This window comes from Alteromonas sp. ABE4_545 (genome assembly GCF_056161325.1).
This window is the reverse complement of the sequence record NZ_JBSWYY010000001.1, coordinates 106,260-130,313: the sequence shown is the minus strand read 5'-3', so window position 1 is coordinate 130,313 and position 24,054 is coordinate 106,260. Positions and strand designations below refer to the sequence as shown.

Sequence of the window (24,054 nt, the reverse complement as noted above, 5' to 3'; positions counted from 1 at the left end):
ATTAAGCGTTAGAGTTTTGAATGCAGCGCATTGCGATACGCATCGAACGCAGGCAACAACGAGGTCACCATGGTTGCGACTAATACCCCGGTCACAACCCCCAACGTATGCCAATTCAGTAAGTTGGCTGACAAAAACAAACCGTAATGAGAAGCTAACCAAGGTTTAGCTAAGCCTATTCCTGCCGATACCAGCCCCATTGACGCCAAACAAGATACCAACGCTATCAGCAAGGCTTCAGTGAGTATCAACAAAAACACCGTGCCCGCGCCTGCGCCTAATATGCGAAGTACGGCAATCTCTTTCTCTCGTTGTTGCATAGACGCGAGCAACATGGTCGACAAACCAAATAACGACGCGACCAAAATTAAACCGCTGATCACTCTGAGTAGGTTTTCTACACTACCCATCATCTGCCAGAGTTCGGCCATTGCGACGCCGGGTAAGATGGCCATTAGTCTGTCGTCAGGGTAATTGTTTAATTCACGTTGTAAGGCAAACGTTGCGAACTTAGACTTCAAGCCCACCATCACAGCGGTCACCGCATCGGGCTGAATGTAAGGGTTAGCAAGATTATCTGGCTCGGCGAGTACAGTGGCAAGTTGTTGAGGAGGGAGATGCATGGCTTCTATGCCTGCTAACGACACGTGTACCGTTTTATCAACCGGTGTTCCTGTCGGCGCCAATATGCCCACAATAGTAAAAGGAGATTTATCGTGTTTGGTAAAGCTTACTTCGCCAATACCATGGGCAATCACCACCTGATCGCCCACTTTGTAATGTAACTTCTTCGCCACATCAGCCCCTATCACAGCGCCAAATATGCCAGAAAATGCATGTCCATCGGCAAACGCTAACGCTTGCTTGTCACCATAGCGAAAATGAGAGAAGTAATCGGTAGACGTACCTAAAACACGAAACCCTTTGTGAGAATCGCCCAACGCAATGGGAATAACCCAATCAACCTGGCTGTGCTCTTGCAACATCTGAACACTGGCGTAATCGATGTTATTCGTCGCACTGCCCATTCTAAATACAGAGTACAGCAACAAGTTAAGTTGCCCTGTTGGCGCACCAACAATTAAGTCGACACCGGAAATCGTGCGATTAAAACTGTCTTGCGCCTGCATACGAATATGTTCCACCGTCAGTAAAACACTAATACTGATCAATAATGACGCAAAGGTGAGTACCACAGATTTGGTGCGGCTTTTAATACTGCTCACAGCAAATGACATTAACATGCTGACGCCTCCCCCTTCAGACAGATATCATTCAGGGCTTGCTGGGTAGAAAAATAACTCGCCAGTGCTGGGTCGTGACTCACAAACAACAAGGTAGAGTTTGCAGATTCGCATAGCGTGAGTAGTACTTGCATAAAGGCGTCTCGTGCATCTGCGTCTAACGCTGAAGTAGGCTCATCCACCAGCAAAATTTCTGGACGATTGATCAGCGCGCGGGCAATGGCAACGCGTTGTTGCTGCCCTACACTTAACGTAGACGCCTGTTGGCCCAATATATTTGCAGGTAAATTAAGTTCAGTGATCAGTTGCTTGGCTGTAGCTGCTATATCTTGCTTGTTGCCTGCGAAAAAAGCGGCCAACTCAATATTTTGTAAAACAGTGAGATGAGGAATTAAATTGAACTGTTGAAACACAACACCAATATGTTGCGCTCTGAACCTATCGCGTTTTTTCGCCGACATCGACGAAAAATCCTGCCCTAACAATGAGATAGAGCCAGACTCTGGCAGCAGAACTCCAGCTAACAAATTTAACAGGGTCGTTTTACCTGATCCTGAAGGCCCATGTAAAAAAACACGCTCACCTTGGCTAACTTGCCAATGGTTTATATGTGTTACTTGACGACTATTGGCGTACCGCTGCACCACATTGTTTACTGTAATCGCAGCAGCGTCTATCGTTTGTTCTTGTTGTTTCATCACACTCATGGGTACTGCCTATTCACCTCACTATTGATATGTTATAACATTTTCACCTTATTCAACAATGCCGTGAAGAAGAAAAAGATGAAGACTAGGTTCGATAAGGCCAATGCCCAAAAAATCGGTAGACTATTACTTTTAGCAAGCTCCTTAATCGCCGTTGCGGTTTTTCCCGTTAGCGCTAACACCGCTTACAAAGAAATAGAATGGACTGAACTAATGCCAGCCGAGGACTTAGCTGCCTTGCTGAATCCCCCATCCTATTTAGACAGCGTTCAAGACGGTTCGCAACAAGACTCTGTAGATGCATTTAGCAACCAAGAGTTTCAGGACGACCGTGCAAGAGCATTTCAAGACGCGCTCACCTCGCTGAATGTCGTAGCAGATTTTGATGGTAAAGGGATTAAAATTCCGGGTTACATTGTGCCATTACAACAAAACGCCGATAAAGAAGTGACCGAGTTTTTTATTGTGCCTTACTTTGGCGCCTGTTTGCATATGCCGCCACCGCCCCCCAACCAAATTATTTATGCCAAATACCCAGACGGTATTGAACTGGAAAGTTTATACACTGCGTTTTGGTTCACCGGTACGGTAAAAATTCAAACCATCGATAACGCCCTAGGTACATCGGCCTACAGCATGACTCTTGATACCATTGACACCTACGAGGAATAACCATGAATAAGCACAGTATTACTCTCATGGCATTGAGCACTCTTGCATTCTCAGAGCTTGCGCTAAGCTGCGAATATCACATGGGTGGGTTTGGTATGGGAGGATTCGCACAAAATCACCCGCTTATGCAGCGGCACATGCAACAACCCATTATGAGTACGCTCAGCGTTAAACACGAACGGGTAGTGAATGTTGCAGCTCAGCAAGACGTGTCGCTGCCGATCAGTTATCTAGCCCCACCCGCTTACCAAGATATCATCGTGCAAATCACGGGCAGTGACGGGATTGAATTTTCTCAACCGCCCACAATGACAATGGACAAAATTAGCGGCACTTACACACTCAACTATCGCGTAGCACAACCGGGGAAGTACCAGATTATCCTCACGGTCAATGCTCTGCGTGGTGAAGTGCCTATTGCCCTAGAGCAACGCGTTAATGTTACCGCGGTGTAGATTACTCTGCTTTTTACGCCGCTGAAGCATTCTGTGCCATTGCTAACTCAGACAGATAGCAATGGCATGGGTTCATTACCCTAAATGCTTCCAAGGGCCTTTAATTGCCAGTGTTTTAGCCGGCGAATACAAGTTGACAAACAATGTACTGCCGTCAGGTGAAAAACAAGCCCCAGCCGGTTCTGTTTGTATATTAACACGCGCCAAATCGAAGGTTTTCCCTTCTGGGGTAACGCCTTTCAAATGATTATCAACAATTGTTGTATATTGATCTTCGCATACAATCAAATGCCCATCAGGTGCTACGGTGAGATTGTCACCATAATTAAACGACGCTTTACTCTGACTTTCGATGAACAGTGATAGCGTACCCGGCGCAAGTGCTTCATCGTCTAACCCTTCCTTTTCCGAAGGCGTATAACGCATTATCTGACCAAGTTTCTTTTTACCACCACTGGTACAACAAAAATACAAGGCATCATCAGCCCAGTGAATCCCCTCACCTCGGGCAAACAACGCTGCCCCACTTTGATAACCACGTATACGCAAGTCATCATCGGGGCTTTCCACATGAGTTAAATTCACCCAAGTTGTGCGAACACTTTCACCTACACTAATTTGGCGAGACTCCCAATTTCGGGTATCTAGCTGGGGTTGCCCCACAACCGCGAGTGCTTGTAATTGCCCGCCTCCCGCCAAATTGCCTTTTACATTTGGAATATAGCGGTACAACAAGCTATCGTTCCTGTCTTCCGTCATATACACAATACCCGTGCGCGGGTCGACACAGGCCGCTTCATGATTAAACCGGCCCATTGCCTTAATTGGCTGCGGCGGCACCAACGTTTGAGATGTAGCGGGCACCTCAAACACATAGCCATGCTCGCGTTTATTCTTGTCGGTAGGCGTTAACACCGATTCTTCGCACGTTAACCATGAATTCCACGGTGTAATGCCACCAGAGCAATTGCGCACGGTACCAATAAGTGACATAAATTCGCGCTCAACTTGCTCTGTTTTCACGTTGTAAATAATCGTGCTTGTACCACCCGGTAACGCAATACCATTTTCATCGGTGTCGTATGCCCATGGCGAGGTATTGGCAATGGCTTGCTTGTCGTCTTTAAACGCTACACCCGCTCCTGAAGAGTTTTCGTGATTGCGGATCAAGGCCACGCGATCGTTATCTATTGGTAAACACCCCATGCCATCAGCACAATCTGGCACGGGTAAACCGTCGGCCATAATACGATCACGTTCAGAAATAACGTGATAGCTAAAGCCGTGAGGTAAATCGAGTAACCCATTAGGGTCGTCGACCAACTTGCCATACCCGACACTCTGACTCGCTAACGAGCTGTTCGATGCGGCGTATAAATGACGCGACAAGCCTGCTAACGCCATAGCAACTGCGCCTTGATTAAAGCGTCTTCTAGAAATCATGCCTGTTCCTTTTTTATTGTTCATTTGTTGTCGCCCATCGCAACATCAGGTGTCATCAAGACAGTGCAACAACTCAGGGGTATTACATCATTTTTTTATGACGTTTTTGTCTCAACACCTTGGTTAATTTATTGAGAAACCGTCACAGAAACAGCGCAATGGTCACTTAACATTGCCGCTTCGCTCATGTCTTCAAAATTGTGCACGGCCGTGCGTATTGCCCACTTTTCCGATACCTTGCCGCCAATGAAAATGTGGTCAATCGGTTTGGGATAACGAGGATGACACCCCACCATATCTTCTGTGACTAACCTAAGTGACGACGCACTTCCCACCGACTGCAAAATTTCTTTTTTCAACGCATTGTCCTTCTCGCCGAGTTGGTGATTAAAATCACCCATGATCAAATAAGGCGTATCTGATTTTTCGTGAGCGCTTATCCAATCGATCAACACAGGGCTTTGGGCCTCTAGTGTATTGCAGGCCTTACTCTCTTTGTCGTGGTAATTACTGACAAAACAGCCGCTTTTCATATGAACAGTGAGTACATCGACAGGCCCCATTGGCGTACTAATACGCGCTTCAACACCATATCGTAAGCCTGGGTTACCCACGCTCAACGCAGAAAACTGCGAGGCGCTTTCAATGGGCAGCGTTTTTCTGCTCACAATCGCCACTTTTTGCTGAGTTGAGGTAAACCCCGAGCCGCGGCATTCATACACATCAGAGTCTGGCCGAGCCGAAAAGACAATCTGCCACGAATCTTCGGGGAACAGTTGGCGCAAGGCCTGTTCTGACGCCACTTCCTCTACCCCGTAAACATCAGCATCAACCTTGGCAATGTAAGCTTTCATTGCCGTTAATTCAGCTTCACTGCGCGGGCGGCAACCCGCGTTTAGTGGATACGTAAAATGCTCCATATTCCACGTTGCCACCTTAATAGGCGCAACTCTCTCTGCCGCCTTGGTGGACGCTTGTGGACTACTGCAAGCTTGAAGGGATAATGCGGCGGCAACGCCGATGAAAAGCAGAGACTTTGTTGTCATTGTTTCGCTCTTTTGAATAGTGTGTGGTTATTGCTTTTGCTGATAATGACCTAATGCCGCATCAGAGAAATCCACCACCACAGCGTTGTGAGCATGGAGACTTTCCTGATGTTCGACCTTAAACCAGTAGCCAGCGAATGCCGAATGTTGTGTGATGGCTTGCTTAATACGCTTCGCGGCATCTTCACAAAACATCAAATTTTGTGCATTTAATTTAGCAAATTCTTGTTCATCGCTGCGCTTAACGGCCGTTTGAACTGGTGTACTCAACGCATTCTCAAAGTAATGTATCAATTCGACCAAGTTAACCTTGGCATGCTGCTGTAATTTCAACGTGAGATACGCATAGGAGCGCTGGCTATGAGGTGTCGCCACGCTGGCCTCTTTGGCGCTTAACCATGTTGCCACTGCATCCAAATTGAGTTGCTCCGCGTTGTCGAACTGCTCACGAAAAGCGGCCGCTAATGCCTGACGAGACAACGATGCAGAACAAGGGCAAGTACTCGAATACGGCAGTGTTAACGACAAAATAAAATGCGTTTGGTCGTAAGCCATTTCACATCCAAGGGCAACCGGATAAGTCTGAAACCCCAACTGCCCGCTAAGCAATGCAGATTTGGCCATTAACAGGTCAAAACGCAAGTTTAACTTAGCACCAAAGCTCAACCCTTTCTGCGATTGCCACAATTGTGTCAGCAATTGCTCAAGATGATCAAAACTCAGAGTGTTTTCTATAAACGCATGTTGAGTGAGCGAATATATACGCGACATATGAATGCCTTTCGCTGTGGGGTCATCTAAACTCACAGCCACATCAGCACTGGCTTTATCTATTTTTCCATCACCAATAAAATCACAACGTGTGATAGGTACAGCAATATTGTCCATACCCACCCAGCGCAATGCGCTTGGCGTGTCTAAATTTTGTTCATTGGTAATATCTGGTAAGTGTTCAATTTTCATTTTTTTTGTGCGTAAAATCGCCTAGCTCACAAGTAATCAAACGACAACATAAGACGACGCTCGCCGTCATGCACATTAGGCGAACGATGGACAATCCCGCCTAATTCATTATCTGGCCACGTCGAACCTTTCAGCAACGCCACATCACCCTCGTTTAAGGTGTGAATATCACGCTCGTGCTTATAAAGCCCAGACTCCGCATCCGGCTTACCCTGCGCGCCCGGACCAAGTTTGGTGTGATCAACAGATTGATGCGCTAACCATTGACTCCCAATGCCGCGATAAGTAGTCACCAATCGACAGGGCACGCGGTCTATGTGAAATCGCGGACACATAGGCGACGTTAAGGTGCGCAACCGCATGCCAACATGTTCCGTGTCGAACAAGCACCCAAACATCTGCGCTAAAATCGCAATATCTTCGGCTAACGCCCGTCGCTCTGGTTTGTTGTCAAAGCTGTCCCAAAGCGAAGTGAATGCGTGGTCTACCGCAATTTCTTGAGTTAAGTTAATGCGCTCAGATTGGGTTAGCAGGCTGGTAATAGACAGTCTAAGCGCACCACTTAACTTTCTTTGCCACACCGCCAAATTGCAGTTTTCCTGATAAATATCAGCCAGCACATCTTGCTCGTGGTGCAGGTTTGCGTGACGAGTAACCGTGACTGGTATTGGCTGAGGCTGGCCTTTCACTGTTCGTACTCCCAGCTAGGAAAAGGGTCGGGTAAAGTTTTCCATAACTCATTGCCAGCCAGTAATTCTTCGTCGCTCAACAAGCTCTGATCAAGCGCTTTCACAATGCCTTCTTGGTCTAGGTTTTGGCCGATAAACACTAACTCTTGGCGCATATCACCAAAGGGTTCTTGCCATTGTTCAGCGATAGAAGCGAGATATTCTTCGTCTTGTGGCCATTGAGATTTTGGTACCGCTTTCCAAAACATCCCACCAAAGCCGTAGCGAGCAATTCCACCCGCTTGACTCCACTGACCAGCAAATTGAGGCCGTGTCGCCAGCCAGAAATAACCTTTAGAGCGAAGCAACTTGCCAAAACCCTCGCTATTGTGAAGAAAGTGATAAAACTTTTGCGGGTGAAAAGGACGGCGGGCCTCATAAGTAAAACTGGCGATACCATATTCTTCGGTTTCTGGCACATGTTCACCCCGCATTTCTTTTAACCAACCGGGCACTTGTTGAGCACGTTCAAAATCAAACAGCCCTGTACCCAGTACCGCTTTAATATCAATATTACCCTTTGAAATAGGGATAATTTTCGCATGGGTATTCAGCGTCGTAAGAATAGCGCACAGCTTCTCTACGGTTGCTGGCTCAACTAAATCTGTTTTGCTAACCACAATCACATCAGCAAACTCAACTTGATCTATGAGTAAATCAGATACACTGCGCTCGTCTTCTTCGCCCAGATGCTCGCCGGTGTCTTGCAGAGACTCTGCGTCTTCAAAGTCTCGTAGAAAATTCACTGCATCAACAACGGTGACCATGGTATCGAGCTGCGCAACGTCAGATAAACTAGCTCCACTCTCATCGGTAAAGGTGAAGGTTTCAGCAACAGGAAGCGGCTCTGATATACCGGTGGATTCAATCACCAAGTAATCAAACTTACCGGAATGAGCCAGCGCACTGACTTCCACCAAGAGGTCTTCTCGCAAGGTGCAACAAATACAACCATTGCTCATTTCTACCAATTTTTCTTGCTGGTGATTAAGTGACACTTCATTTTTGAGTACTGCCGCATCAATGTTCACTTCACTCATGTCATTCACAATAACCGCTACTTTCATGCCTTGGCGGTTATTCAAAATATGACTGAGTAAGGTGGTTTTACCTGCGCCTAAAAATCCACTCAATACGGTTACGGGTAAACGGTTTAACTTCATGATGACTCTCTTACGCTAATGTTCGCACTGGCGGTGACGTAATGAAAAATTGCGAATGTGGGCAAACACAATAAGCACAGATGCCGCTACGGTGAGCAAGGTTTCACCCGTTTCAGACACAATGTCGTGAGGTAAACTGGCTGCCACTGCCAACACCACCAAACCCAAAATACCAATAACAAATACAGATTTGCTTTTGTGATGACGAAAGCCTGCCAGCAATGCCATCAGACCAATAGGAACAACAAAAAGTAGAATAAGCTCATGGAAGGTTTCGTCTTCTAACAATGCGAGGCCACTTAAAGACGGTAATGCAACCAGTAGCAACGGTGTCAAAATGCAGTGCACGACACACAACGACGACAGGAAAATGGCGAACTTGTCGCCAACAGATTGGAATTGAACCATATTTTCTCTCTATATCGGGGAAACAGTAGTACGTGGATGGTAATAAACTCACCAACGGAGCGAAGGCGAAGCAGGAGTGAGTTCACGCATACCTTGTCCATTATCTGCTATCCATTGCACTTCAATTTCTTGCAACGACGGCGCTTGTTTGAACAACACAACGTCAATGCCTTTTACCTCTGAATCACAGGTAAACTCATAGTTGGCGTCTACATCTTCATGGTGATGCTCTTCGTGATGCTCGTCATCGTGATCGCTATCGTTTTCGCGCTCATGGTGTTCATCGTGACCACTACCCTCAACGCCTGGCAAAGACACGGTCGCTTGCGTAAGTTCACAATGCCCCATCATGCCTAATATCTTTGTGGGATCTTGTAACTTTGCCTGCCATTCCTGAACAAGCACTCGCTGTGCAGCGGTTTCTGGTTTGTGCTCAAACCCCAAAAGGTTGGCGGCAGGCAACTCAAAAGCCAGATGCCACTGTTGGCCTTCTTGCGCAATAAGTAACTTTCCATGCCCGTGTACATGGCTCTCTTTTGCCTGAACGGTTTTCATTGGAGTTAGGCCGCACGCTGCTACTGCAATGCAAAATAAGGAATGAGATAGTGTTGTTAAGCGTTTCACGAAATACCTGCATATGAATTGTGACTGACTTCATTGTTATAATATAACACCAAAAACAGCAATTGTTACAATATAACATTTCATCAAATAGATAAATTGGTGAGTTATAACGTCGAGTAGCAGATGACAATTCTTAGTATTCAGCTGTCGAATGTGATCGAGTTGGCGTTACAGAAACTATTAACTCAGCAAACAATGGTTGGATGTGACGCATGGCGCACAAAAAAATTCATTTGCCCGAAAAGACCTGCCCAGTCTGTGAACGGCCTTTTAGTTGGCGTAAAAAATGGGAAAAAAACTGGTCATCTGTGGTGTATTGTTCACAGCGATGTAAAAATGAAAGAAAAAATATAAAAATTAAAACCAATAAATACAAATAGTTATATATTTTTTATCAATTTTATTTGAATTTATTATTGAAAAACCTTGGGGCGATCATACATAGGTATTGTCGATGCTTGATAGCAAGGTCGACAGAACGCCGCCGCAGTGTCGGGGCACATTTAAAATTACATATTGCTTAATAATGAGGATATGACTATGCGTACTATCGATCTATCTCCACTATACCGTTCATTCATTGGTTCTGACCATTTAGCAGCACTTATCGACGCTGCCTCTCGCAACGAAAAACAAAGCGGGTATCCCCCTTACAACATCGAACTTTTGGGTGAAGACAAATACCGTATCACTATGGCCGTTGCTGGCTTTGGCAAAGAAGACGTTACTATTGAAGTAGCTGACAATGCCCTCACGATTTCTGGCAACAAGCCCTCTGATGCCGCGAAGCAAGAAGAAAGACGCTTCCTACATAAAGGCATCTCTGAGCGCAGTTTCGAACGCAAATTCCAACTCGGCGATCACGTTAAAGTGCGAAGCGCTGAAATGGAAAATGGCTTACTGAATATCGACCTGGAACGCATTATTCCAGAGGCGAAAAAGCCACGCCGTATCGAAATTGGCAGTCGCGTATTCGACAACGAATAACTGCGTCCTAACACCATTTTAATATTGTCGGCCGGAATGGTCTGGCCGACGTAATCTTCGCTGCCGCATTGGGCGGGGCGACAATTCTACATATTGCTTAAATTTGAGGATATGACTATGCGTACTATTGATTTATCACCACTTTATCGTTCTTTCATTGGTTCTGATCGTCTTGCATCTTTGGTCGATTCGGCCACCCGACAAGAATCACAAACCAGCTATCCGCCATACAATATTGAATTATTGGGTGAAGACAAATACCAGGTGAGTATGGCAATAGCAGGATTCGGCAAAGACGACCTAACCATTGAAGTGCAAGAAAACACGCTCACTGTCAGTGGCAAATTACCAGAAAAGCCGAAAGAAGAGAAAAAACGTCAATTTTTACATCAAGGCATTAACGAGCAGGCGTTCGAGCGCAAGTTCCAACTCGGCGACCACGTGAAAGTCACGGGGGCGAATATAGAAAATGGCTTGCTCAGTATCGATCTTGAAAGGGTAATTCCCGAGGCCAAGAAACCACGTCGAATCGAGATTGGTGCTAGTTTATTAGAGAGTAAATAACCCTGCTGTTTTGTGAGTTTCCCTGATTCTTTTTGGCGCCCGCTTTGGGCGCCTTTTTTTTATCCTATGAATTGAGATAGAATAAATATAATTAATTATAAAAAAACCATCATAACAATTACTAATACCCCAACAATGAAAAACCTCCCCATTGATTTTTTACGCTCCTTCGTGACTATTGCGCAAACCGGCAGCTATACCGCCTGTGCAGAAAAACTAAAACGCACACAGCCAGCCATTAGCTTACAAATAAAAAAACTGGAAGAAATGGTGGGAGAAAAGCTCATTGTGCGTGAGGGTAACAAACTCTCAATCACCATGGCGGGAAACAAATTACTCGATTTTGGCACACGAATATTAGCACTGAACGACCAAGCCATGGCAGAGTTTGGCAAGCCCCAAGTGAGCGGGAATGTGAAACTAGGGTTACCCAGTGAATTTTCAACAACCTTGATGCCACGTATCATTCGCCGATTTACCCAAAACTACCCCGAAATTTCTCTCGAAGTGCATTGTGCGTTAAGTAAAGATTTATTGTCTGAGCCGCTACACAGCCAGTTTGACCTAATTTTGACGCTACAAGATGAGCCAGATCCCACTCAGCCGGGTTTTATCATGACCGACGATCTGGTTTGGGTGGGTAGCCAACAATATTTGCATCACTTACCCAAGCGACTCCCACTTATTACCGCCCCCTCTCCCTGTTTGTACCGCAAGCGAGCCACGCAACGATTGGCTAAATTGAAACGCGATTGGCAAATCGTGTATACCATCGCCGATCTAAACGGTATTCAAACGGCCATCAATGAAGAACTAGGCATCACAGCACTGGCCCGAGGAACAGTGCCCCAAGGGTTAGCGATTTTACCAAACAATGATGCCTTACCGGCCCTCGGACAAATTGGCGTTTGCCTGCTCAATCCCAAAGCGGTTAAATCGGAAGCTATCTCACTGCTAACCCAAGCTATCACACAACAACTCAACAGCGCTATGCGGTAGGAAATGCCTCATTAAATAGCTCACGTTTTTTTCGTAACCGCCCAAGCCAGCATTTGTCTAAATGTTGGCTCTTTCCCGTACATTACCATGCCCATTTTAAACATACGGCCCGCAGCCACACGTAATACATAGCAACCGATTAACGTGCTGATAATGGCCAACAAAACTTGCCAAAACGGTACGGTAACCAAAGCCATTTTCATTGGCATTGCTGCAAACGCGGTAAGTGGGAAGTAAGACAAAAAGCTCAGTAACACACTGCTTGGGCTATCGGTAAAAAAGAAACACAAAAGAATAGGTAGTAGTGGAATCATCATAAACGAAGATTTACCGCTGTGGTTCGGATCATCTATGGCGGCCGCTATCGCCGCCATAAATGCCGTGACCATATATAGCCCCAATATAGCGAACAACAAAAACACCGGGAGCAATGAAAAGTCGATCATCGAAAAGTTAATTGCTTGATTGCGTAGTACCAACTGAACAAATGCCATACCTAATAAAATAGATAAGGTTGTTGAGACCATAGCTTTCAGCGCATGGAGCATTTGCCCCAGAATTTTTCCGTCTATCCAGGTTTGCGCATCCATACATGCGTAAAGTTGTTCGGTCACTCGCTGCTGCTTTTCGCCTGTTATCGAGACAAATATCTGAGCGAAAGACATAAACACTCCAATTGCCATGAGGATAAGTACACCCGTTGCGGTCATGGTGGAGGCTTCGTCTCCTGTTTTAATATCATCATCAAGATAGTGAAACTCAAATAGACCTGGTTGTTGCAGGAGTGCCAAGGTGCTATCAGTAATACCTAGTTCATCGGCCTTTTGTGCTGACAACGAGCGATTTACCGCTTCGACCAAATCTCGCTGCCACGCATTCTTACCCAAGGTGTGAAGCGCCAAACTCAACTGATTACTGTCAACAGGCGCACTCTTAAGCAGCACCGCATCTACCTCTTCTTGCCGCAACTGTTTTAGTAACGCCTCAGTGCTTCCCCGTTGCTGTTCAAACTCGACGCCTAGTGACAAATTTGGTAACTGCGCATCCACGCCCACGCGATACACATCTGCATTAGACAACACACTGTTTTGCCAAAGATAAATAAACACACCTATGCCAAGCATAATCAGTTTGCCAATCACTTCTTGTTTCAATTTGAAGAAGTGCATGAACTCCCACTGGGTCACTAACCAAAGCTGTTGCCAATTACGCATTGCTCACCTCCTGTGTTAAAACGGCATGTTGACGCTGATGTGACTCGATCGCATGAAGATACAACTGGTGCAGATCTTGTTGTTCGCTGGCTAAATAAGTTAACTCCCCCACTCCTGCCAACTCTGTCATGGCAGCTGAAAGCGATCCGCCAGCAGCAAGTACAATAGAAAAGCGCTCGTTATCTAACGCTTCAATATCGCAATCAGTTAATAAAGATTGAAGCTGTGATACAGAAACCTCTGTACCAAAGCCCACTATTAATTTGGCCCCAATATTCATCTGTTGACGAATATCCGACAACGATCCGTAAAGCACAGCTTCACCTTTGTTCATCAACAACATGCGGTCAGCCAACTTTTCTACCATGGCCATTTGGTGGGCACTGAGGATCACCGTCATGCCTTTCGCACGTAGTTCAGACAAAAACACAACGACTTTTTCTTGGTTGATTGGATCGAGCCCGGAAAAAGGCTCATCAAGTAGAACCACTGATGGCTCATGGATAACAGCAGTAATTAGTTGTACTTTCTGCTGGTTTCCCTTGGATAACGCTTTCAGCTTTTCCTGCTTACGTTCAGTTAGGTCAAATTTTCCTAACCAAAAATCAATGCGTTCAATGGCGAGCGGTTTATTCACGCCTCTGAGGCGAGCAAAATACAGTAGATTATCTAACACCGACTTTTCGGGATACAGGCCTCTGTCTTCCGGCAAATAACCTAAGTGTTGAGCGGGAATAGCGTGCAGCGATGCCCCTGCTACTAACACTTTAATCTCTCCACTATCGGGTTCAGTAAAACCCACTAACATACGAACTAACGACGACTTACCCGCACCATTCGGCCCAAGTAAGGCAAAAATTTCTCCTTGCTCAACGTGGAAACTCAACCCGTTTACTGCTGTCACTGACGTATATTGCTTAGTGACATTAAGTACTTCTATCTGATGCATTGCTGCCCTCACCTTCCTTAGATTGAACGAATGTAATAATTTGGCGCTTAATTTGGCCTCAATAATGTCATAGTCTCTACCAAGACTAATTTATTACACTACCGAAGAAATTTAATGAGATAAACGTTGTGAGAGTTCGTCAAACAAAGGCTGGTGAATATCGTGGATGTTGTCTTGGTCAACTTCAGAGAAGGTGTCATGGGCTTGCGCTTGCTTATCTTGAGCAATCAGAACTTCGGCAAAGCGCATTTTGACGTAGTTGGCGGAGCGTACAATCTCCTCTCCTTGAATTTTGCTAAAGGCGTTGAGCGCCGCGCTGAAGTATGATGACGCAATACGCCATTTTTCTTGCGCTTGGTAAGCGCGCGCGGTGTTGGTTAACCCCTGCGCTCTAACAAGGTGACTATTTGGCTCATCCTCATCCGGGATGGCTTGCTTATAATAAGATGCCGCCTTTTTGTAATCCGCGAGAAAGAAATGCGTGTGACCTACTGCGGTGTACAACTCGCTTTTTAAAGATTTATTTTTAATGCTTTGCGACTGTGCCAAAGCCCATTTTGCAATAACGAGGCTTTCTTCGTATTGGCGTAAATAGTTATTCAACACAATAAGTTCAGCATAGCGACGTACGCTTAGCGAAACCGCATTAATTTGCCGCAGTAATGCGCTTGCTTGCTTCACATAATGTGCGCCGCGCTCTACATCACCGTCGGTGATCAATAATTTTGCATAAATCGTGTATGCAGTTGCCAGTAATACCGGCGGAACACCTTCGAGTTCGACAATTCGCTCAACCCGTTCCTTAGGCATGCTCAGCTCTTTAACCTGCCACTCAGCAGACAACATCAGGTAGTACAGCCTAAACCACTCTCTCGAATGTGTTCGGGTTTGTGCGAGTTCCTGCCTGGCCGCTTCCAAGCAATAGTCGGGAACAGTTAAACAATGATCAATATGCGTGAGCGCTAACGTTTCTACAGATTCAGGGTAAGCGAGCGCCGAAGAGGCAGCCTGCCCATATGCAAAGAACATAGCAACGGCAAGAGAAACCCAACATTTAGTACGCGCGCGAGTAAACAACATAAAGCATGATCTTAAAACAAAAAACGGCCATCATCCTATAGATAGCCATGCAATTTGGCTAGTCCAAATGCATTTACCGTCACAGCATCTTTAATCTCATTGCTTAAAATTAAACGCTGAAACTCACTAATGGGCATTTTCTCTACCGTCAGGCCCTCTTCTTCTGCTTCGAGTTCTTGGCCCACCTGAGTAAAGTGTTGTGCAACAAATATGTGGTACTTTTGAGAGCACATGCCATAGGCTAAAAACTGCTCGCCAACATATTGCCACTGTTGAGCTTCCAATCCACATTCTTCTCGTAGCTCCGCCTTAGCAACAGCAAGTGGCTCGGCTGACGCATCGCCCTCTTTCGCCCCTTGCGGCAGCTCCTTATAACGCCCTTTTACTGGGTAACGATATTGTTCTACCAAATAAATATGATCGTCTTCAACGGCAAGTACAACAACAAAATCCGGTTTGTCTACTACCCCATAAATGCCCGTGTAGCCGCTGTCTCGAGCAATAGCGTCTTCTCTTACAGTCATCCATCGATTTTGGTAAACAATTTTGCTGCCTGTTGTGTAAATTTCATCGTTGTTGTTATTGCTCATACACTGCCTCTTTTACCAATGGATGCCCAATGAAATTATAATCGGGCCGACTTTCAAACCGCTTTTTCTTTGCACTTTCAGGCATAACCTGCTGTAGCCAATCTAGGAAAATCGTGAGTTGCTCATCATCAAAAGCAATCACAGATAAATGATTCTCACCTTCTCTGTCTATCATTTTTATAAGGTTATTAGACAAAATCAAATCACCTCTTGCCAAAATAGATGCTTCATCTTCGTGAGTACCATAAATTAACGTAGGTACGTCTAAGGTTGCTAGTACAGGCTTGATATCAGTTTCTTCGAGAGCAATTCCAGCATGTTGCAAGGCCAATTGTGCACCAGCTTTAATTTGGCTATCAGGAATAAAATAACTAAGCAGAGGCGAAAACATTGAAGCAACACCCACTGCAGCATCGTCAAATTTATCCATAGGCGCTAACAAGTATAAACCCGAGATTCGCGATGAATTTACCGCTGTTCGCGTTGCTGTCAGCGCGCCCATCGAGTGCCCCACAAGTATAATTGGTCCCACATTATTAGGTAGCTGTTCAATAAACTGTGTCATCAACTCAGCATCTTTTACCCCGTAGCCAAATTTGTCGTGTGATTCACCGTGGCCCAATAAATCCATAGAAAACGTGTCAAAGCCTAAACAACTAAACACATTCAACATAGGGTAGACAGACAAACTTGTGCTGCGAAAACCGTGTACAAAAACCACCACACCACGGTATTGGGGTTCGATTATTTTGTGATGAAATGACTTGTAAATATCGCCGGTTGGAGTGCCCTCCAGTGACAAGTACATATCCATTTCTGTGCCTGTGGAACAGGGCTCTGCACCCGCATAGATAAAAGGTAAACAAGCGGCATCATCATCAGCACAAAATTGATCTTGATAAATCCCCTGTTCAATCAAAGTTATCCCGCTAAAAGTAAAGCGAGAGCCTCCAGGGGATTCAATTTTTTCTGCAATATAACTCGCACACCCTGTGACAGCATGCACAAAAACAAGAAAAATAAATATTCGAAATGGCATCACGACTCCCTGTAATGCGTAAATATGTTATAAAAAACGATGAGATAATTGGGGCAACATTGATAAGAAAGAATAGAATAGCCCCACAAACAAAAAAGCCGCACAACGGAGTACGGCTTTAGTCAGTGAATTACACGCTTAGATGTATTCTACCTCGATGATTTCAAACTCAACAGTACCTGCTGGCGTTTGGATATTCACTACATCATCCAATTCTTTACCAATCAAACCACGTGCGATTGGTGAATTCACTGAGATCAGATTATTTTTAATATCTGCCTCATCATCACCCACAATGCGGTAAGTGGTTTCTTCATCGTTTTGCAAATTCATAATGGTCACTGTGGTACCAAAAATCACTTTACCATTGTTATCCATTTTTGTGACATCGATAATCTGAGCGTTCGAAAGCTTACCTTCAATATCTTGAATACGGCCTTCGCAGAAACTCTGCTGTTCACGTGCAGCGTGATACTCAGCGTTTTCTTTCAAATCACCGTGCTCACGTGCTTCCGCTATGGATTCGATAATACGTGGGCGAGTCACGCTTTTTAATTCATTTAACTCTGCACGCAATAACTCTGCGCCGCGAGCAGTCATCGGATACTGAGTCATAATAGACATCTCACTTGCTGAATCTACTTATTTAAGAACAAAAATAAGTTAGCGTCAGTAAACACTGCCGCTAACGTTGATTTTCTTCGGTTTTTAGGCTGGTAGCCTGAGGCTGCTTTGCCGGATAATGAGGCAGGATACCGCGTATCCTGCCAATTGTCATCACCCTTTGATGCGAGCGTGCAGTTGTTGAACTGACGCCACTTTGCCACGGTCGTCGGCTGATTTAGCGCGAACCGTTGCAAATGCTGCGTTCATCGTGGTGGTGTAAGTGATCTTGTTCAGAAGCGCTTCGCGACGAATATACACAGAATCTGAAATGGCCTGACGACCTTCTGTGGTATTGATGATGTACGAATACTCACCATTTTTTATTGCGTCTACGATGTTCGGACGACCTTCTGACACCTTGTTCACTACCGTACTCATGATACCTGCATCATAAAGCGTAGTGGCTGTACCGCGCGTACATTCAATTTCAAAACCGTTTTCGATTAACGCTTTAGCTAAATCGATTATCTTGTTTTTGTCGTTGTTACGCACTGACAGCAAGGCTTTACCAGATTTAGGTAACGGTGCACTCGCGCCAAGGTTTGCTTTCGCATACGCCTCTTCGAAGGTATCGCCTACGCCCATTACCTCACCCGTCGAACGCATCTCTGGGCCTAATAAGGGGTCAACACCTTGGAACTTAGCGAATGGCAATACCACTTCTTTCACTGAATAGAATGGAGGAATTACTTCTTCAGTAAAACCTTGTTCTTTGAGCGATTTACCTGCCATCACACGTGCAGCAATCTTCGCTAAAGGTACGCCCGTTGCTTTTGAAACAAAGGGAACAGTACGAGCAGCACGTGGGTTAACTTCAATCAAGTAAACCACACCGTCTTTAATCGCGAACTGAGTATTCATCAAACCGATTACGCCCAATTCAAGTGCCATATCGCGCACTTGCTGACGCATAACGTCTTGAATATCTTTCGACAATGAATGCGGTGGTAGTGAACACGCAGAGTCACCTGAGTGAACACCGGCTTGCTCAATGTGCTCCATGATGCCGCCAATGACAACATCAGTGCCATCACAAACCGCATCGATGTCTACTTCGATAGCATCATCTAGGAAACGGTCTAGCAATACTGGTGAGTCGTTTGACACTTTCACCGCTTCGTTCAAATAGCGCTTCAAGTCTTTTAAGTCATACACGATTTCCATCGCACGACCACCAAGTACATAAGAAGGACGTACTACCAGTGGGAAGCCGATTTCTTCTGCTTTGGTCAACGCTTGTTCCATGTTGCTCACGGTGGCGTTAGCTGGCTGAGTTAATGCCAACTTATTCACCATGTGCTGGAAACGCTCACGGTCTTCTGCACGGTCGATAGATTCAGGCGAAGTACCAATAATTGGTACGCCATTAGCTTCTAATTCACGAGCAAGTTTAAGTGGCGTTTGACCACCGTACTGCACGATAACGCCTTTGGGCTTTTCTTTGGCAACAATTTCAAGCACGTCTTCTAACGTAACCGGTTCGAAGTACAAACGGTCTGACGTGTCGTAATCGGTTGATACGGTTTCAGGGTTACAGTTAACCATAATGGTTTCGTACCCGTCTTCACGCATCGACAACGCTGCGTGAACACAGCAGTAATCGAACTCAATACCCTGACCAATACGGTTTGGACCACCGCCCAATACCATGATTTTGTCTTTGTCTGAAGGTGCGGCTTCACACTCTTCATCGTAGCTTGAGTACATGTATGCCGTGCTGGTAGAAAACTCCGCAGCACAAGTATCTACACGCTTGTAAACTGGGCTGATACCCATTTTGCGGCGCGTATCACGGATATCACTTTCAGCTACGCTGGTGAGTTCTGCCAAACGGGCATCTGAGAACCCTTTGCGCTTCAATGTGCGCATGGTGTTTTCGTCAATGCCTTGCAAGCCAGATTCTGCAACAGAGGCTTCTAGGTTGATCAGGTCTTCAATTTGTACCAAGAACCAACGGTCAACATTAGTCAGGCTGAAGACCTCGTCAACTGTCATGCCCATACGGAACGCATCAGCAATGTACCAAATACGCTCTGCACCTGGCTCGCGTAATTCGTAAGTTAGCTTGCTGCGCGCTTCTGGATCTTCAAGGTCAATAATGGGGTTAAAGCCTGTTGCGCCAACTTCAAGACCGCGCAACGCTTTTTGCAATGACTCTTGTTGGTTACGACCAATCGCCATTACCTCACCCACAGACTTCATCTGGGTAGTCAAACGGTCATTGGCACCGGCAAACTTTTCAAAGTTGAAACGTGGGATCTTAGTCACGACGTAGTCGATTGACGGCTCAAACGATGCTGGCGTTAATCCGCCTGTGATATCGTTCGCTAGTTCGTCCAGCGTGTAGCCTACAGCAAGTTTCGCGGCCACTTTTGCAATCGGGAAACCGGTTGCTTTAGACGCCAAAGCCGAAGAACGTGATACACGTGGATTCATTTCGATAATAACCATACGGCCAGTGTTAGGGTCAACACCAAACTGTACGTTAGAACCACCGGTTTCAACACCGATTTCACGTAGTACTGCCATAGCAGCATTACGCATAATTTGGAATTCTTTGTCGGTAAGAGTTTGTGCTGGCGCTACTGTGATTGAGTCACCGGTATGCACGCCCATGGCATCGAAGTTTTCGATAGTACAAACAATAATACAGTTGTCTGCTTTATCGCGTACTACTTCCATTTCGTACTCTTTCCAACCAATCAAAGACTCGTCAATCAACAATTCTTTAGTCGGTGAAAGGTCTAGGCCACGTCGACAGATTTCATTGAATTCATCAATGTTGTAAGCGATACCGCCGCCTGTACCACCCATAGTAAACGACGGGCGGATAATACAAGGGAAGCCAATACGAGTGAGCACGTCGTGTGCTTCATCCATACTGTGAGCAATTTCAGCGCGAGGACATTCAAGACCAATCGACTTCATCGCTTGGTCAAAGCGGTCACGGTCTTCCGCTTTATCGATAGCATCTGCTGTCGCACCGATTAACTCAACGCCAAATTCTTCTAGTACGCCTTCGCGGTCAAGCTCAAGCGCACAGTTCAATGCCGTTTGCCCACCCATGGTTGGCAAAATCGCATCTGGACGTTCAGTTTCAATGATTTTGCGGACCACTTCCCAATGAATCGGTTCGATGTATGTTGCATCGGCCATTTCAGGGTCAGTCATAATGGTCGCAGGGTTAGAGTTAACCAGAATTACGCGGTAGCCCTCTTCACGTAGGGCTTTACAGGCTTGGGCGCCTGAATAGTCAAATTCACAGGCCTGGCCAATAACAATAGGGCCAGCGCCAAGAATCAAAATGCTTTTTATGTCGGTACGTTTTGGCATTGCGAGCGTCTTCCTACTGTTTAGCTTGTTCGATAAGTTCGATGAAGTGATCAAATAACGCTGCAGCGTCGTGCGGACCAGGGCTTGCTTCAGGGTGGCCCTGGAAACTAAACGCTGGTTTATCCGTACGATGGATACCTTGCAACGATTTATCAAACAGTGAAATATGCGTCACTTTAAGTGTGTCTGGCAGGCTTGTTTCATCAACCGCGAAACCGTGATTCTGGCTGGTGATCATCACCACATCGCGCTCAAGGTCTTTCACTGGGTGGTTAGCACCGTGGTGACCGAACTTCATTTTTGTGGTTTTTGCGCCACTTGCCAAAGCAAGTAACTGGTGACCAAGACAGATACCGAAAACCGGTAAGCCTGTATCAACAATGGTTTTGATCGCTTCAATCGCGTAATCACATGGCTCAGGGTCGCCCGGTCCATTTGACAAGAATACGCCATCTGGATTCATCGCAAGCACATCTGCTGCAGGAGTTTGTGCAGGCACGATAGTCAAACGACAACCGCGGTCGACTAACATTCTCAAAATGTTGTGCTTAGCACCGTAATCGTAGGCAACAACGTGATATTTCGCTTCGTTGTCTTCTTTGTAGCCTGTTCCCAATTCCCATACACCGCTGGTCCATTCGCGTTTTTCAGTGATAGATACCACTTTGGCTAGATCCATGCCTTTTAGCCCAGGGAACGCTTTCGCTTCAGCTAACGCTTTTGCTTCGTCAAGGTTGTCTGTGCACACGATACATCCGTTTTGCGCGCCCTTATCACGTAAAATACGCGTTAGACGACGGGTATCAATGTCTGCGATACCGACAACATTGTTAGCTTTTAAGTAATCAGAAAGGGATTGTTGATTACGGAAGTTACTGGCAACAAGGGGAAGATCTCGAATCACGAGCCCTTTCGACCAGATTTTATCAGACTCAACGTCTTCTTCGTTGGTACCGGTATTACCGATATGTGGATATGTTAGCGTTACGATTTGTTCAGCGTAAGAGGGGTCAGTCAGGATCTCTTGGTAACCCGTCATCGAAGTGTTAAATACCACTTCACCAACAGAAATACCTTCAGCACCGATAGCGGTACCTTTAAACACGGACCCATCTTCTAACACCAAAAGGGCGGAATTAGCCAAGTCAACCTCCAAATTAAGGATAACCGAGTGTTTCAACGAATTTGTTCAAACTCCCACAAAAAACGGGAGTAATGTATTTTTTACTTCCCGTTTACATGTCTTTGCAGCTAATAAAACTGCGATGTTGCAACAACATCGCGAAATTTTGGCAAATTCCGGCGAGTATACATGAGATATTGAAACAGGTCTATTCCGATTTGGAAAATATTAACAAATATCACACTTACCCCATTTTTGAGGCAAACTCGCCAAAAGTCAGACTTAAGTCTATCTATTACGGCTTAATCCGCTAAGCCAATTACTTCTTTCATTGAATACAAGCCTGCTTTTTTGCCCGCCAACCACTTAGCTGCATGCACCGCACCACGAGCAAAGGTTAATCGACTCGACGCTTTATGTGTAATTTCTAATCGCTCACCAATATCGGCAAACAACGCGGTATGTTCACCAACTACATCACCGGCGCGAATAGTAGCAAAACCAATCGTTTCCTGATCGCGTTCAGGGCCTTTTCCCTCACGACCATACACAGCGCAGGTCTTTAAATCTCGTCCTAATTCATCGGCAATGGCCTCACCAATAGCCATAGCCGTGCCCGACGGTGAGTCGAGTTTGTATCTGTGGTGCGCTTCAATAATTTCAATATCCGCCGTTGAGCCCAGCGCTCTTGCCGCTTGTTTTACCAGTGACAGCATTAAATTAACACCAACACTGTAATTTGCTGCAAATACCACCGGAATTTGCTCAGCGGCCTTGTCTAACACCATTAATTGCTCGTCAGATAAACCAGTAGTACCTATTACTACCGGTTTATTGTTTTCTACACACCAAGCCAAATTGCTTTCAAAAGCGGCTGGCAAGGTAAAATCAATCATAATATCAACAGCATCGGCGCTAATATGACTAATAGGAGTGCAGCTCACTTGTTGCTTGCCAATGCCTGCTAATTCACCCACATCCATACCTGCCCACGGTGAATCGTCGCGCACCGTGGCCAGCGTTAAATTTGCATCGTTGTGTTCGTTCAAGGCTTCAATTAACACGCGCCCCATGCGCCCATTGGCACCAAAAATACCTATTCTCATTTCACTACCTGTTGTTCAATTCTATTTTGCTCTTTGCTGGCATTTTGCCTGATGCACATAGGAATGCAAAGGTGCGACTGCGGTATTATTGATTATTCCACTCGTTTTATTCACTTATCGCGTATAGGATTAATCAAAGACAGGTATCGCGGTACATAAACAGAATCGCACTCAAATTAGTGTGCAATACGTGAAGGACAGATGAATGGAAAAAAAATTAATCTGGGATATGCCCACTCGCTTGTTTCATTGGTTATTAGTGGCCTCAATTGTTGCCCAATATTTCACTGCCGAAGTGTTAGATAACGCCATTCAATGGCACTTTTATATCGGCTACTTTACTCTAGGGCTGATTTTATTCCGGGTAATTTGGGGTTTCGTCGGTACAACCTATGCCAAATTTAGTCAGTTTGTTCACGGCCCCAAAGCCACACTCAACTATGCCAAAACCTTAACCGATAAAAACAGTACACCCCATGCAGGTCATAACCCAATGGGAGCGTGGATGGTGTTAGCTTTGCTTTCTTTAATCGCCCTACAAGCAGTGTCAGGGTTATTTATCAGCGACGACATATTCAGTGACGGCCCCTACTTCAGCGCGGTGAGTGAATCTACCCAGTCCACGATGTCGTTTATTCATCACAATGTTTTCAACGTGATTATAATTGCTGTTGCATTACATATTGCAGCCATTGTGCTTTATGCAGTATTTAAAAAACAAAGATTAGTGCCAGCTATGGTACACGGTAAAAAAGCAACTACAGCGCAGGGCATTGGCTCATCGAAACTGCTTGTTGCTTTGGTGGTCGCTTTGTTAGTTGCTGGGGTCGTTTATTACGTGGTTGAAGTTGCGCCCCCAGAAGCGGCAGAAGAAGAGTTGTACTTTTAATTAGTAAAAAGGCGCATAAAGATTGTGGCTGTCTTTATGCGCTTTCAGCCCGAAAACGGTCG

25 protein-coding genes are annotated in these 24,054 nt (G+C 45.6%); 7 read left to right on the top strand and 18 right to left on the bottom strand.

From position 1 onward, the window contains the following. Window positions 1-8: 8 nt before the first annotated feature. Both ACXAH6_RS00670 and ACXAH6_RS00665 read right to left on the bottom strand, forming a co-directional pair. Window positions 9-1,244, bottom strand: a complete 1,236-nt coding sequence (locus tag ACXAH6_RS00670; protein ID WP_474874700.1) for an ABC transporter permease — start codon at window positions 1,242-1,244, stop codon at window positions 9-11. After that, window positions 1,238-1,951, bottom strand: a complete 714-nt coding sequence (locus ACXAH6_RS00665; protein ID WP_474874699.1) for an ABC transporter ATP-binding protein — start codon at window positions 1,949-1,951, stop codon at window positions 1,238-1,240. Before ACXAH6_RS00665 ends, ACXAH6_RS00670 begins: the two co-directional genes overlap by 7 nt. A gap of 78 nt (window positions 1,952-2,029) precedes the next feature. Between ACXAH6_RS00665 and ACXAH6_RS00660 the strand changes: the two genes are divergently transcribed. Both ACXAH6_RS00660 and ACXAH6_RS00655 read left to right on the top strand, forming a co-directional pair. Then, window positions 2,030-2,623, top strand: coding sequence for a DUF3299 domain-containing protein (locus ACXAH6_RS00660; protein ID WP_474874698.1), 594 nt, complete (start codon window positions 2,030-2,032; stop codon window positions 2,621-2,623). Window positions 2,624-2,625: 2 nt separating this feature from the next. Then, window positions 2,626-3,078, top strand: coding sequence for a hypothetical protein (locus ACXAH6_RS00655; protein WP_474874697.1), 453 nt, complete (start codon window positions 2,626-2,628; stop codon window positions 3,076-3,078). 75 nt (window positions 3,079-3,153) lie between these two features. Here ACXAH6_RS00655 and ACXAH6_RS00650 read toward each other — a convergent pair whose 3' ends face one another. The 7 genes from ACXAH6_RS00650 to ACXAH6_RS00620 form a co-directional block, all read right to left on the bottom strand. Further along, window positions 3,154-4,521, bottom strand: coding sequence for an alkaline phosphatase PhoX (locus tag ACXAH6_RS00650; RefSeq protein WP_474874696.1), 1,368 nt, complete (start codon window positions 4,519-4,521; stop codon window positions 3,154-3,156). A 128-nt stretch (window positions 4,522-4,649) separates the two neighbouring features. Next, window positions 4,650-5,567: an endonuclease/exonuclease/phosphatase family protein gene (locus ACXAH6_RS00645; protein WP_474874695.1), complete on the bottom strand. Its 918-nt coding sequence runs from the start codon at window positions 5,565-5,567 to the stop codon at window positions 4,650-4,652. Between the two features lie 27 nt (window positions 5,568-5,594). Continuing rightward, window positions 5,595-6,530 carry a GTP cyclohydrolase FolE2 gene (gene folE2, locus ACXAH6_RS00640; protein ID WP_474874694.1) on the bottom strand — a complete coding sequence of 312 codons (936 nt, stop codon included), beginning with the start codon at window positions 6,528-6,530 and terminating at the stop codon, window positions 5,595-5,597. Between the two features lie 26 nt (window positions 6,531-6,556). Next, window positions 6,557-7,219 carry a DUF1826 domain-containing protein gene (locus tag ACXAH6_RS00635; RefSeq protein ID WP_474874693.1) on the bottom strand — a complete coding sequence of 221 codons (663 nt, stop codon included), beginning with the start codon at window positions 7,217-7,219 and terminating at the stop codon, window positions 6,557-6,559. Continuing rightward, on the bottom strand, window positions 7,216-8,421 hold the full coding sequence (gene zigA, locus ACXAH6_RS00630; protein ID WP_474874692.1) for a zinc metallochaperone GTPase ZigA: 1,206 nt from the start codon (window positions 8,419-8,421) through the stop codon (window positions 7,216-7,218). The genes ACXAH6_RS00635 and zigA overlap by 4 nt, the downstream gene beginning before the upstream one ends. Before the next feature lie 15 nt (window positions 8,422-8,436). Further along, window positions 8,437-8,829: a MerC domain-containing protein gene (locus ACXAH6_RS00625; RefSeq protein WP_474874691.1), complete on the bottom strand. Its 393-nt coding sequence runs from the start codon at window positions 8,827-8,829 to the stop codon at window positions 8,437-8,439. Between the two features lie 48 nt (window positions 8,830-8,877). Further along, window positions 8,878-9,384: a DUF2796 domain-containing protein gene (locus ACXAH6_RS00620; RefSeq protein ID WP_474874690.1), complete on the bottom strand. Its 507-nt coding sequence runs from the start codon at window positions 9,382-9,384 to the stop codon at window positions 8,878-8,880. Between the two features lie 281 nt (window positions 9,385-9,665). Here ACXAH6_RS00620 and ACXAH6_RS00615 point away from each other — a divergent pair, with 281 nt between their 5' ends. The 4 genes from ACXAH6_RS00615 to ACXAH6_RS00600 all read left to right on the top strand — a co-directional run bounded on the left by ACXAH6_RS00615 (window position 9,666) and on the right by ACXAH6_RS00600 (window position 12,003). Further along, a complete protein-coding gene (locus tag ACXAH6_RS00615) occupies window positions 9,666-9,833 on the top strand; it encodes a DUF2256 domain-containing protein (protein WP_474874689.1) in 168 nt (55 codons plus the stop codon). Window positions 9,834-9,993: 160 nt separating this feature from the next. Further along, the gene (locus tag ACXAH6_RS00610; protein ID WP_474874688.1) at window positions 9,994-10,440 is read left to right on the top strand and encodes an Hsp20 family protein; all 447 of its coding nucleotides are present in this window, start codon (window positions 9,994-9,996) and stop codon (window positions 10,438-10,440) included. Between the two features lie 117 nt (window positions 10,441-10,557). Continuing rightward, window positions 10,558-11,004 carry an Hsp20 family protein gene (locus tag ACXAH6_RS00605; RefSeq protein WP_474874687.1) on the top strand — a complete coding sequence of 149 codons (447 nt, stop codon included), beginning with the start codon at window positions 10,558-10,560 and terminating at the stop codon, window positions 11,002-11,004. A gap of 135 nt (window positions 11,005-11,139) precedes the next feature. Then, entirely contained in the window at window positions 11,140-12,003 is an 864-nt protein-coding gene (locus tag ACXAH6_RS00600) for a LysR family transcriptional regulator (RefSeq protein WP_474874686.1), read from the top strand. Window positions 12,004-12,023: 20 nt separating this feature from the next. On the opposite strand, the gene ACXAH6_RS00595 is transcribed toward ACXAH6_RS00600, so the two are convergent. The 9 genes from ACXAH6_RS00595 to dapB all read right to left on the bottom strand — a co-directional run bounded on the left by ACXAH6_RS00595 (window position 12,024) and on the right by dapB (window position 23,103). Further along, entirely contained in the window at window positions 12,024-13,217 is a 1,194-nt protein-coding gene (locus tag ACXAH6_RS00595; protein WP_474874685.1) for an ABC transporter permease, read from the bottom strand. Further along, entirely contained in the window at window positions 13,210-14,166 is a 957-nt protein-coding gene (locus ACXAH6_RS00590) for an ABC transporter ATP-binding protein (RefSeq protein ID WP_474874684.1), read from the bottom strand. The genes ACXAH6_RS00595 and ACXAH6_RS00590 overlap by 8 nt, the downstream gene beginning before the upstream one ends. A gap of 111 nt (window positions 14,167-14,277) precedes the next feature. Next, window positions 14,278-15,246, bottom strand: coding sequence for a hypothetical protein (locus ACXAH6_RS00585; RefSeq protein ID WP_474874683.1), 969 nt, complete (start codon window positions 15,244-15,246; stop codon window positions 14,278-14,280). Between the two features lie 35 nt (window positions 15,247-15,281). Next, a complete protein-coding gene (locus ACXAH6_RS00580; protein ID WP_474874682.1) occupies window positions 15,282-15,836 on the bottom strand; it encodes an NUDIX domain-containing protein in 555 nt (184 codons plus the stop codon). After that, window positions 15,826-16,875, bottom strand: coding sequence for an alpha/beta hydrolase (locus ACXAH6_RS00575; protein WP_474874681.1), 1,050 nt, complete (start codon window positions 16,873-16,875; stop codon window positions 15,826-15,828). The genes ACXAH6_RS00580 and ACXAH6_RS00575 overlap by 11 nt, the downstream gene beginning before the upstream one ends. A gap of 138 nt (window positions 16,876-17,013) precedes the next feature. Beyond that, window positions 17,014-17,490 (bottom strand): transcription elongation factor GreA, encoded by a 477-nt coding sequence (gene greA / locus ACXAH6_RS00570; RefSeq protein ID WP_474875030.1) that lies wholly within the window; start codon window positions 17,488-17,490, stop codon window positions 17,014-17,016. Between the two features lie 162 nt (window positions 17,491-17,652). Beyond that, the gene (gene carB, locus ACXAH6_RS00565; protein WP_474874680.1) at window positions 17,653-20,874 is read right to left on the bottom strand and encodes a carbamoyl-phosphate synthase large subunit; all 3,222 of its coding nucleotides are present in this window, start codon (window positions 20,872-20,874) and stop codon (window positions 17,653-17,655) included. A gap of 13 nt (window positions 20,875-20,887) precedes the next feature. Further along, window positions 20,888-22,018 (bottom strand): glutamine-hydrolyzing carbamoyl-phosphate synthase small subunit, encoded by a 1,131-nt coding sequence (gene carA / locus ACXAH6_RS00560; RefSeq protein WP_474874679.1) that lies wholly within the window; start codon window positions 22,016-22,018, stop codon window positions 20,888-20,890. 281 nt (window positions 22,019-22,299) lie between these two features. Then, window positions 22,300-23,103 (bottom strand): 4-hydroxy-tetrahydrodipicolinate reductase, encoded by an 804-nt coding sequence (gene dapB / locus ACXAH6_RS00555; RefSeq protein ID WP_474874678.1) that lies wholly within the window; start codon window positions 23,101-23,103, stop codon window positions 22,300-22,302. Window positions 23,104-23,308: 205 nt separating this feature from the next. On the opposite strand from dapB, the gene ACXAH6_RS00550 reads away from it, so the two are divergent. After that, window positions 23,309-23,992, top strand: coding sequence for a cytochrome b/b6 domain-containing protein (locus ACXAH6_RS00550; RefSeq protein WP_474874677.1), 684 nt, complete (start codon window positions 23,309-23,311; stop codon window positions 23,990-23,992). Window positions 23,993-24,054 lie beyond the last annotated feature (62 nt).

Bases quoted from the DNA above. Each gene is read 5' to 3' on its own strand.
- ACXAH6_RS00650 (WP_474874696.1), bottom strand. From the start codon at position 4,521: ATGATTTCTAGAAGACGCTTTAATCAAGGCGCAGTTGCTATGGCGTTA.
- ACXAH6_RS00665 (WP_474874699.1), bottom strand. From the start codon at position 1,951: ATGAGTGTGATGAAACAACAAGAACAAACGATAGACGCTGCTGCGATT.
- ACXAH6_RS00580 (WP_474874682.1), bottom strand. From the start codon at position 15,836: ATGAGCAATAACAACAACGATGAAATTTACACAACAGGCAGCAAAATT.
- ACXAH6_RS00620 (WP_474874690.1), bottom strand. From the start codon at position 9,384: ATGAAAACCGTTCAGGCAAAAGAGAGCCATGTACACGGGCATGGAAAG.
- ACXAH6_RS00605 (WP_474874687.1), top strand. From the start codon at position 10,558: ATGCGTACTATTGATTTATCACCACTTTATCGTTCTTTCATTGGTTCT.
- folE2 (WP_474874694.1), bottom strand. From the start codon at position 6,530: ATGAAAATTGAACACTTACCAGATATTACCAATGAACAAAATTTAGAC.
- ACXAH6_RS00610 (WP_474874688.1), top strand. From the start codon at position 9,994: ATGCGTACTATCGATCTATCTCCACTATACCGTTCATTCATTGGTTCT.
- ACXAH6_RS00590 (WP_474874684.1), bottom strand. From the start codon at position 14,166: ATGCATCAGATAGAAGTACTTAATGTCACTAAGCAATATACGTCAGTG.
- ACXAH6_RS00625 (WP_474874691.1), bottom strand. From the start codon at position 8,829: ATGGTTCAATTCCAATCTGTTGGCGACAAGTTCGCCATTTTCCTGTCG.
- ACXAH6_RS00660 (WP_474874698.1), top strand. From the start codon at position 2,030: ATGAAGACTAGGTTCGATAAGGCCAATGCCCAAAAAATCGGTAGACTA.
- ACXAH6_RS00670 (WP_474874700.1), bottom strand. From the start codon at position 1,244: ATGTTAATGTCATTTGCTGTGAGCAGTATTAAAAGCCGCACCAAATCT.
- ACXAH6_RS00655 (WP_474874697.1), top strand. From the start codon at position 2,626: ATGAATAAGCACAGTATTACTCTCATGGCATTGAGCACTCTTGCATTC.
- ACXAH6_RS00585 (WP_474874683.1), bottom strand. From the start codon at position 15,246: ATGTTGTTTACTCGCGCGCGTACTAAATGTTGGGTTTCTCTTGCCGTT.
- dapB (WP_474874678.1), bottom strand. From the start codon at position 23,103: ATGAGAATAGGTATTTTTGGTGCCAATGGGCGCATGGGGCGCGTGTTA.
- carB (WP_474874680.1), bottom strand. From the start codon at position 20,874: ATGCCAAAACGTACCGACATAAAAAGCATTTTGATTCTTGGCGCTGGC.
- ACXAH6_RS00575 (WP_474874681.1), bottom strand. From the start codon at position 16,875: ATGCCATTTCGAATATTTATTTTTCTTGTTTTTGTGCATGCTGTCACA.
- ACXAH6_RS00595 (WP_474874685.1), bottom strand. From the start codon at position 13,217: ATGCGTAATTGGCAACAGCTTTGGTTAGTGACCCAGTGGGAGTTCATG.
- ACXAH6_RS00615 (WP_474874689.1), top strand. From the start codon at position 9,666: ATGGCGCACAAAAAAATTCATTTGCCCGAAAAGACCTGCCCAGTCTGT.
- greA (WP_474875030.1), bottom strand. From the start codon at position 17,490: ATGACTCAGTATCCGATGACTGCTCGCGGCGCAGAGTTATTGCGTGCA.
- ACXAH6_RS00550 (WP_474874677.1), top strand. From the start codon at position 23,309: ATGGAAAAAAAATTAATCTGGGATATGCCCACTCGCTTGTTTCATTGG.
- ACXAH6_RS00600 (WP_474874686.1), top strand. From the start codon at position 11,140: ATGAAAAACCTCCCCATTGATTTTTTACGCTCCTTCGTGACTATTGCG.
- zigA (WP_474874692.1), bottom strand. From the start codon at position 8,421: ATGAAGTTAAACCGTTTACCCGTAACCGTATTGAGTGGATTTTTAGGC.
- ACXAH6_RS00645 (WP_474874695.1), bottom strand. From the start codon at position 5,567: ATGACAACAAAGTCTCTGCTTTTCATCGGCGTTGCCGCCGCATTATCC.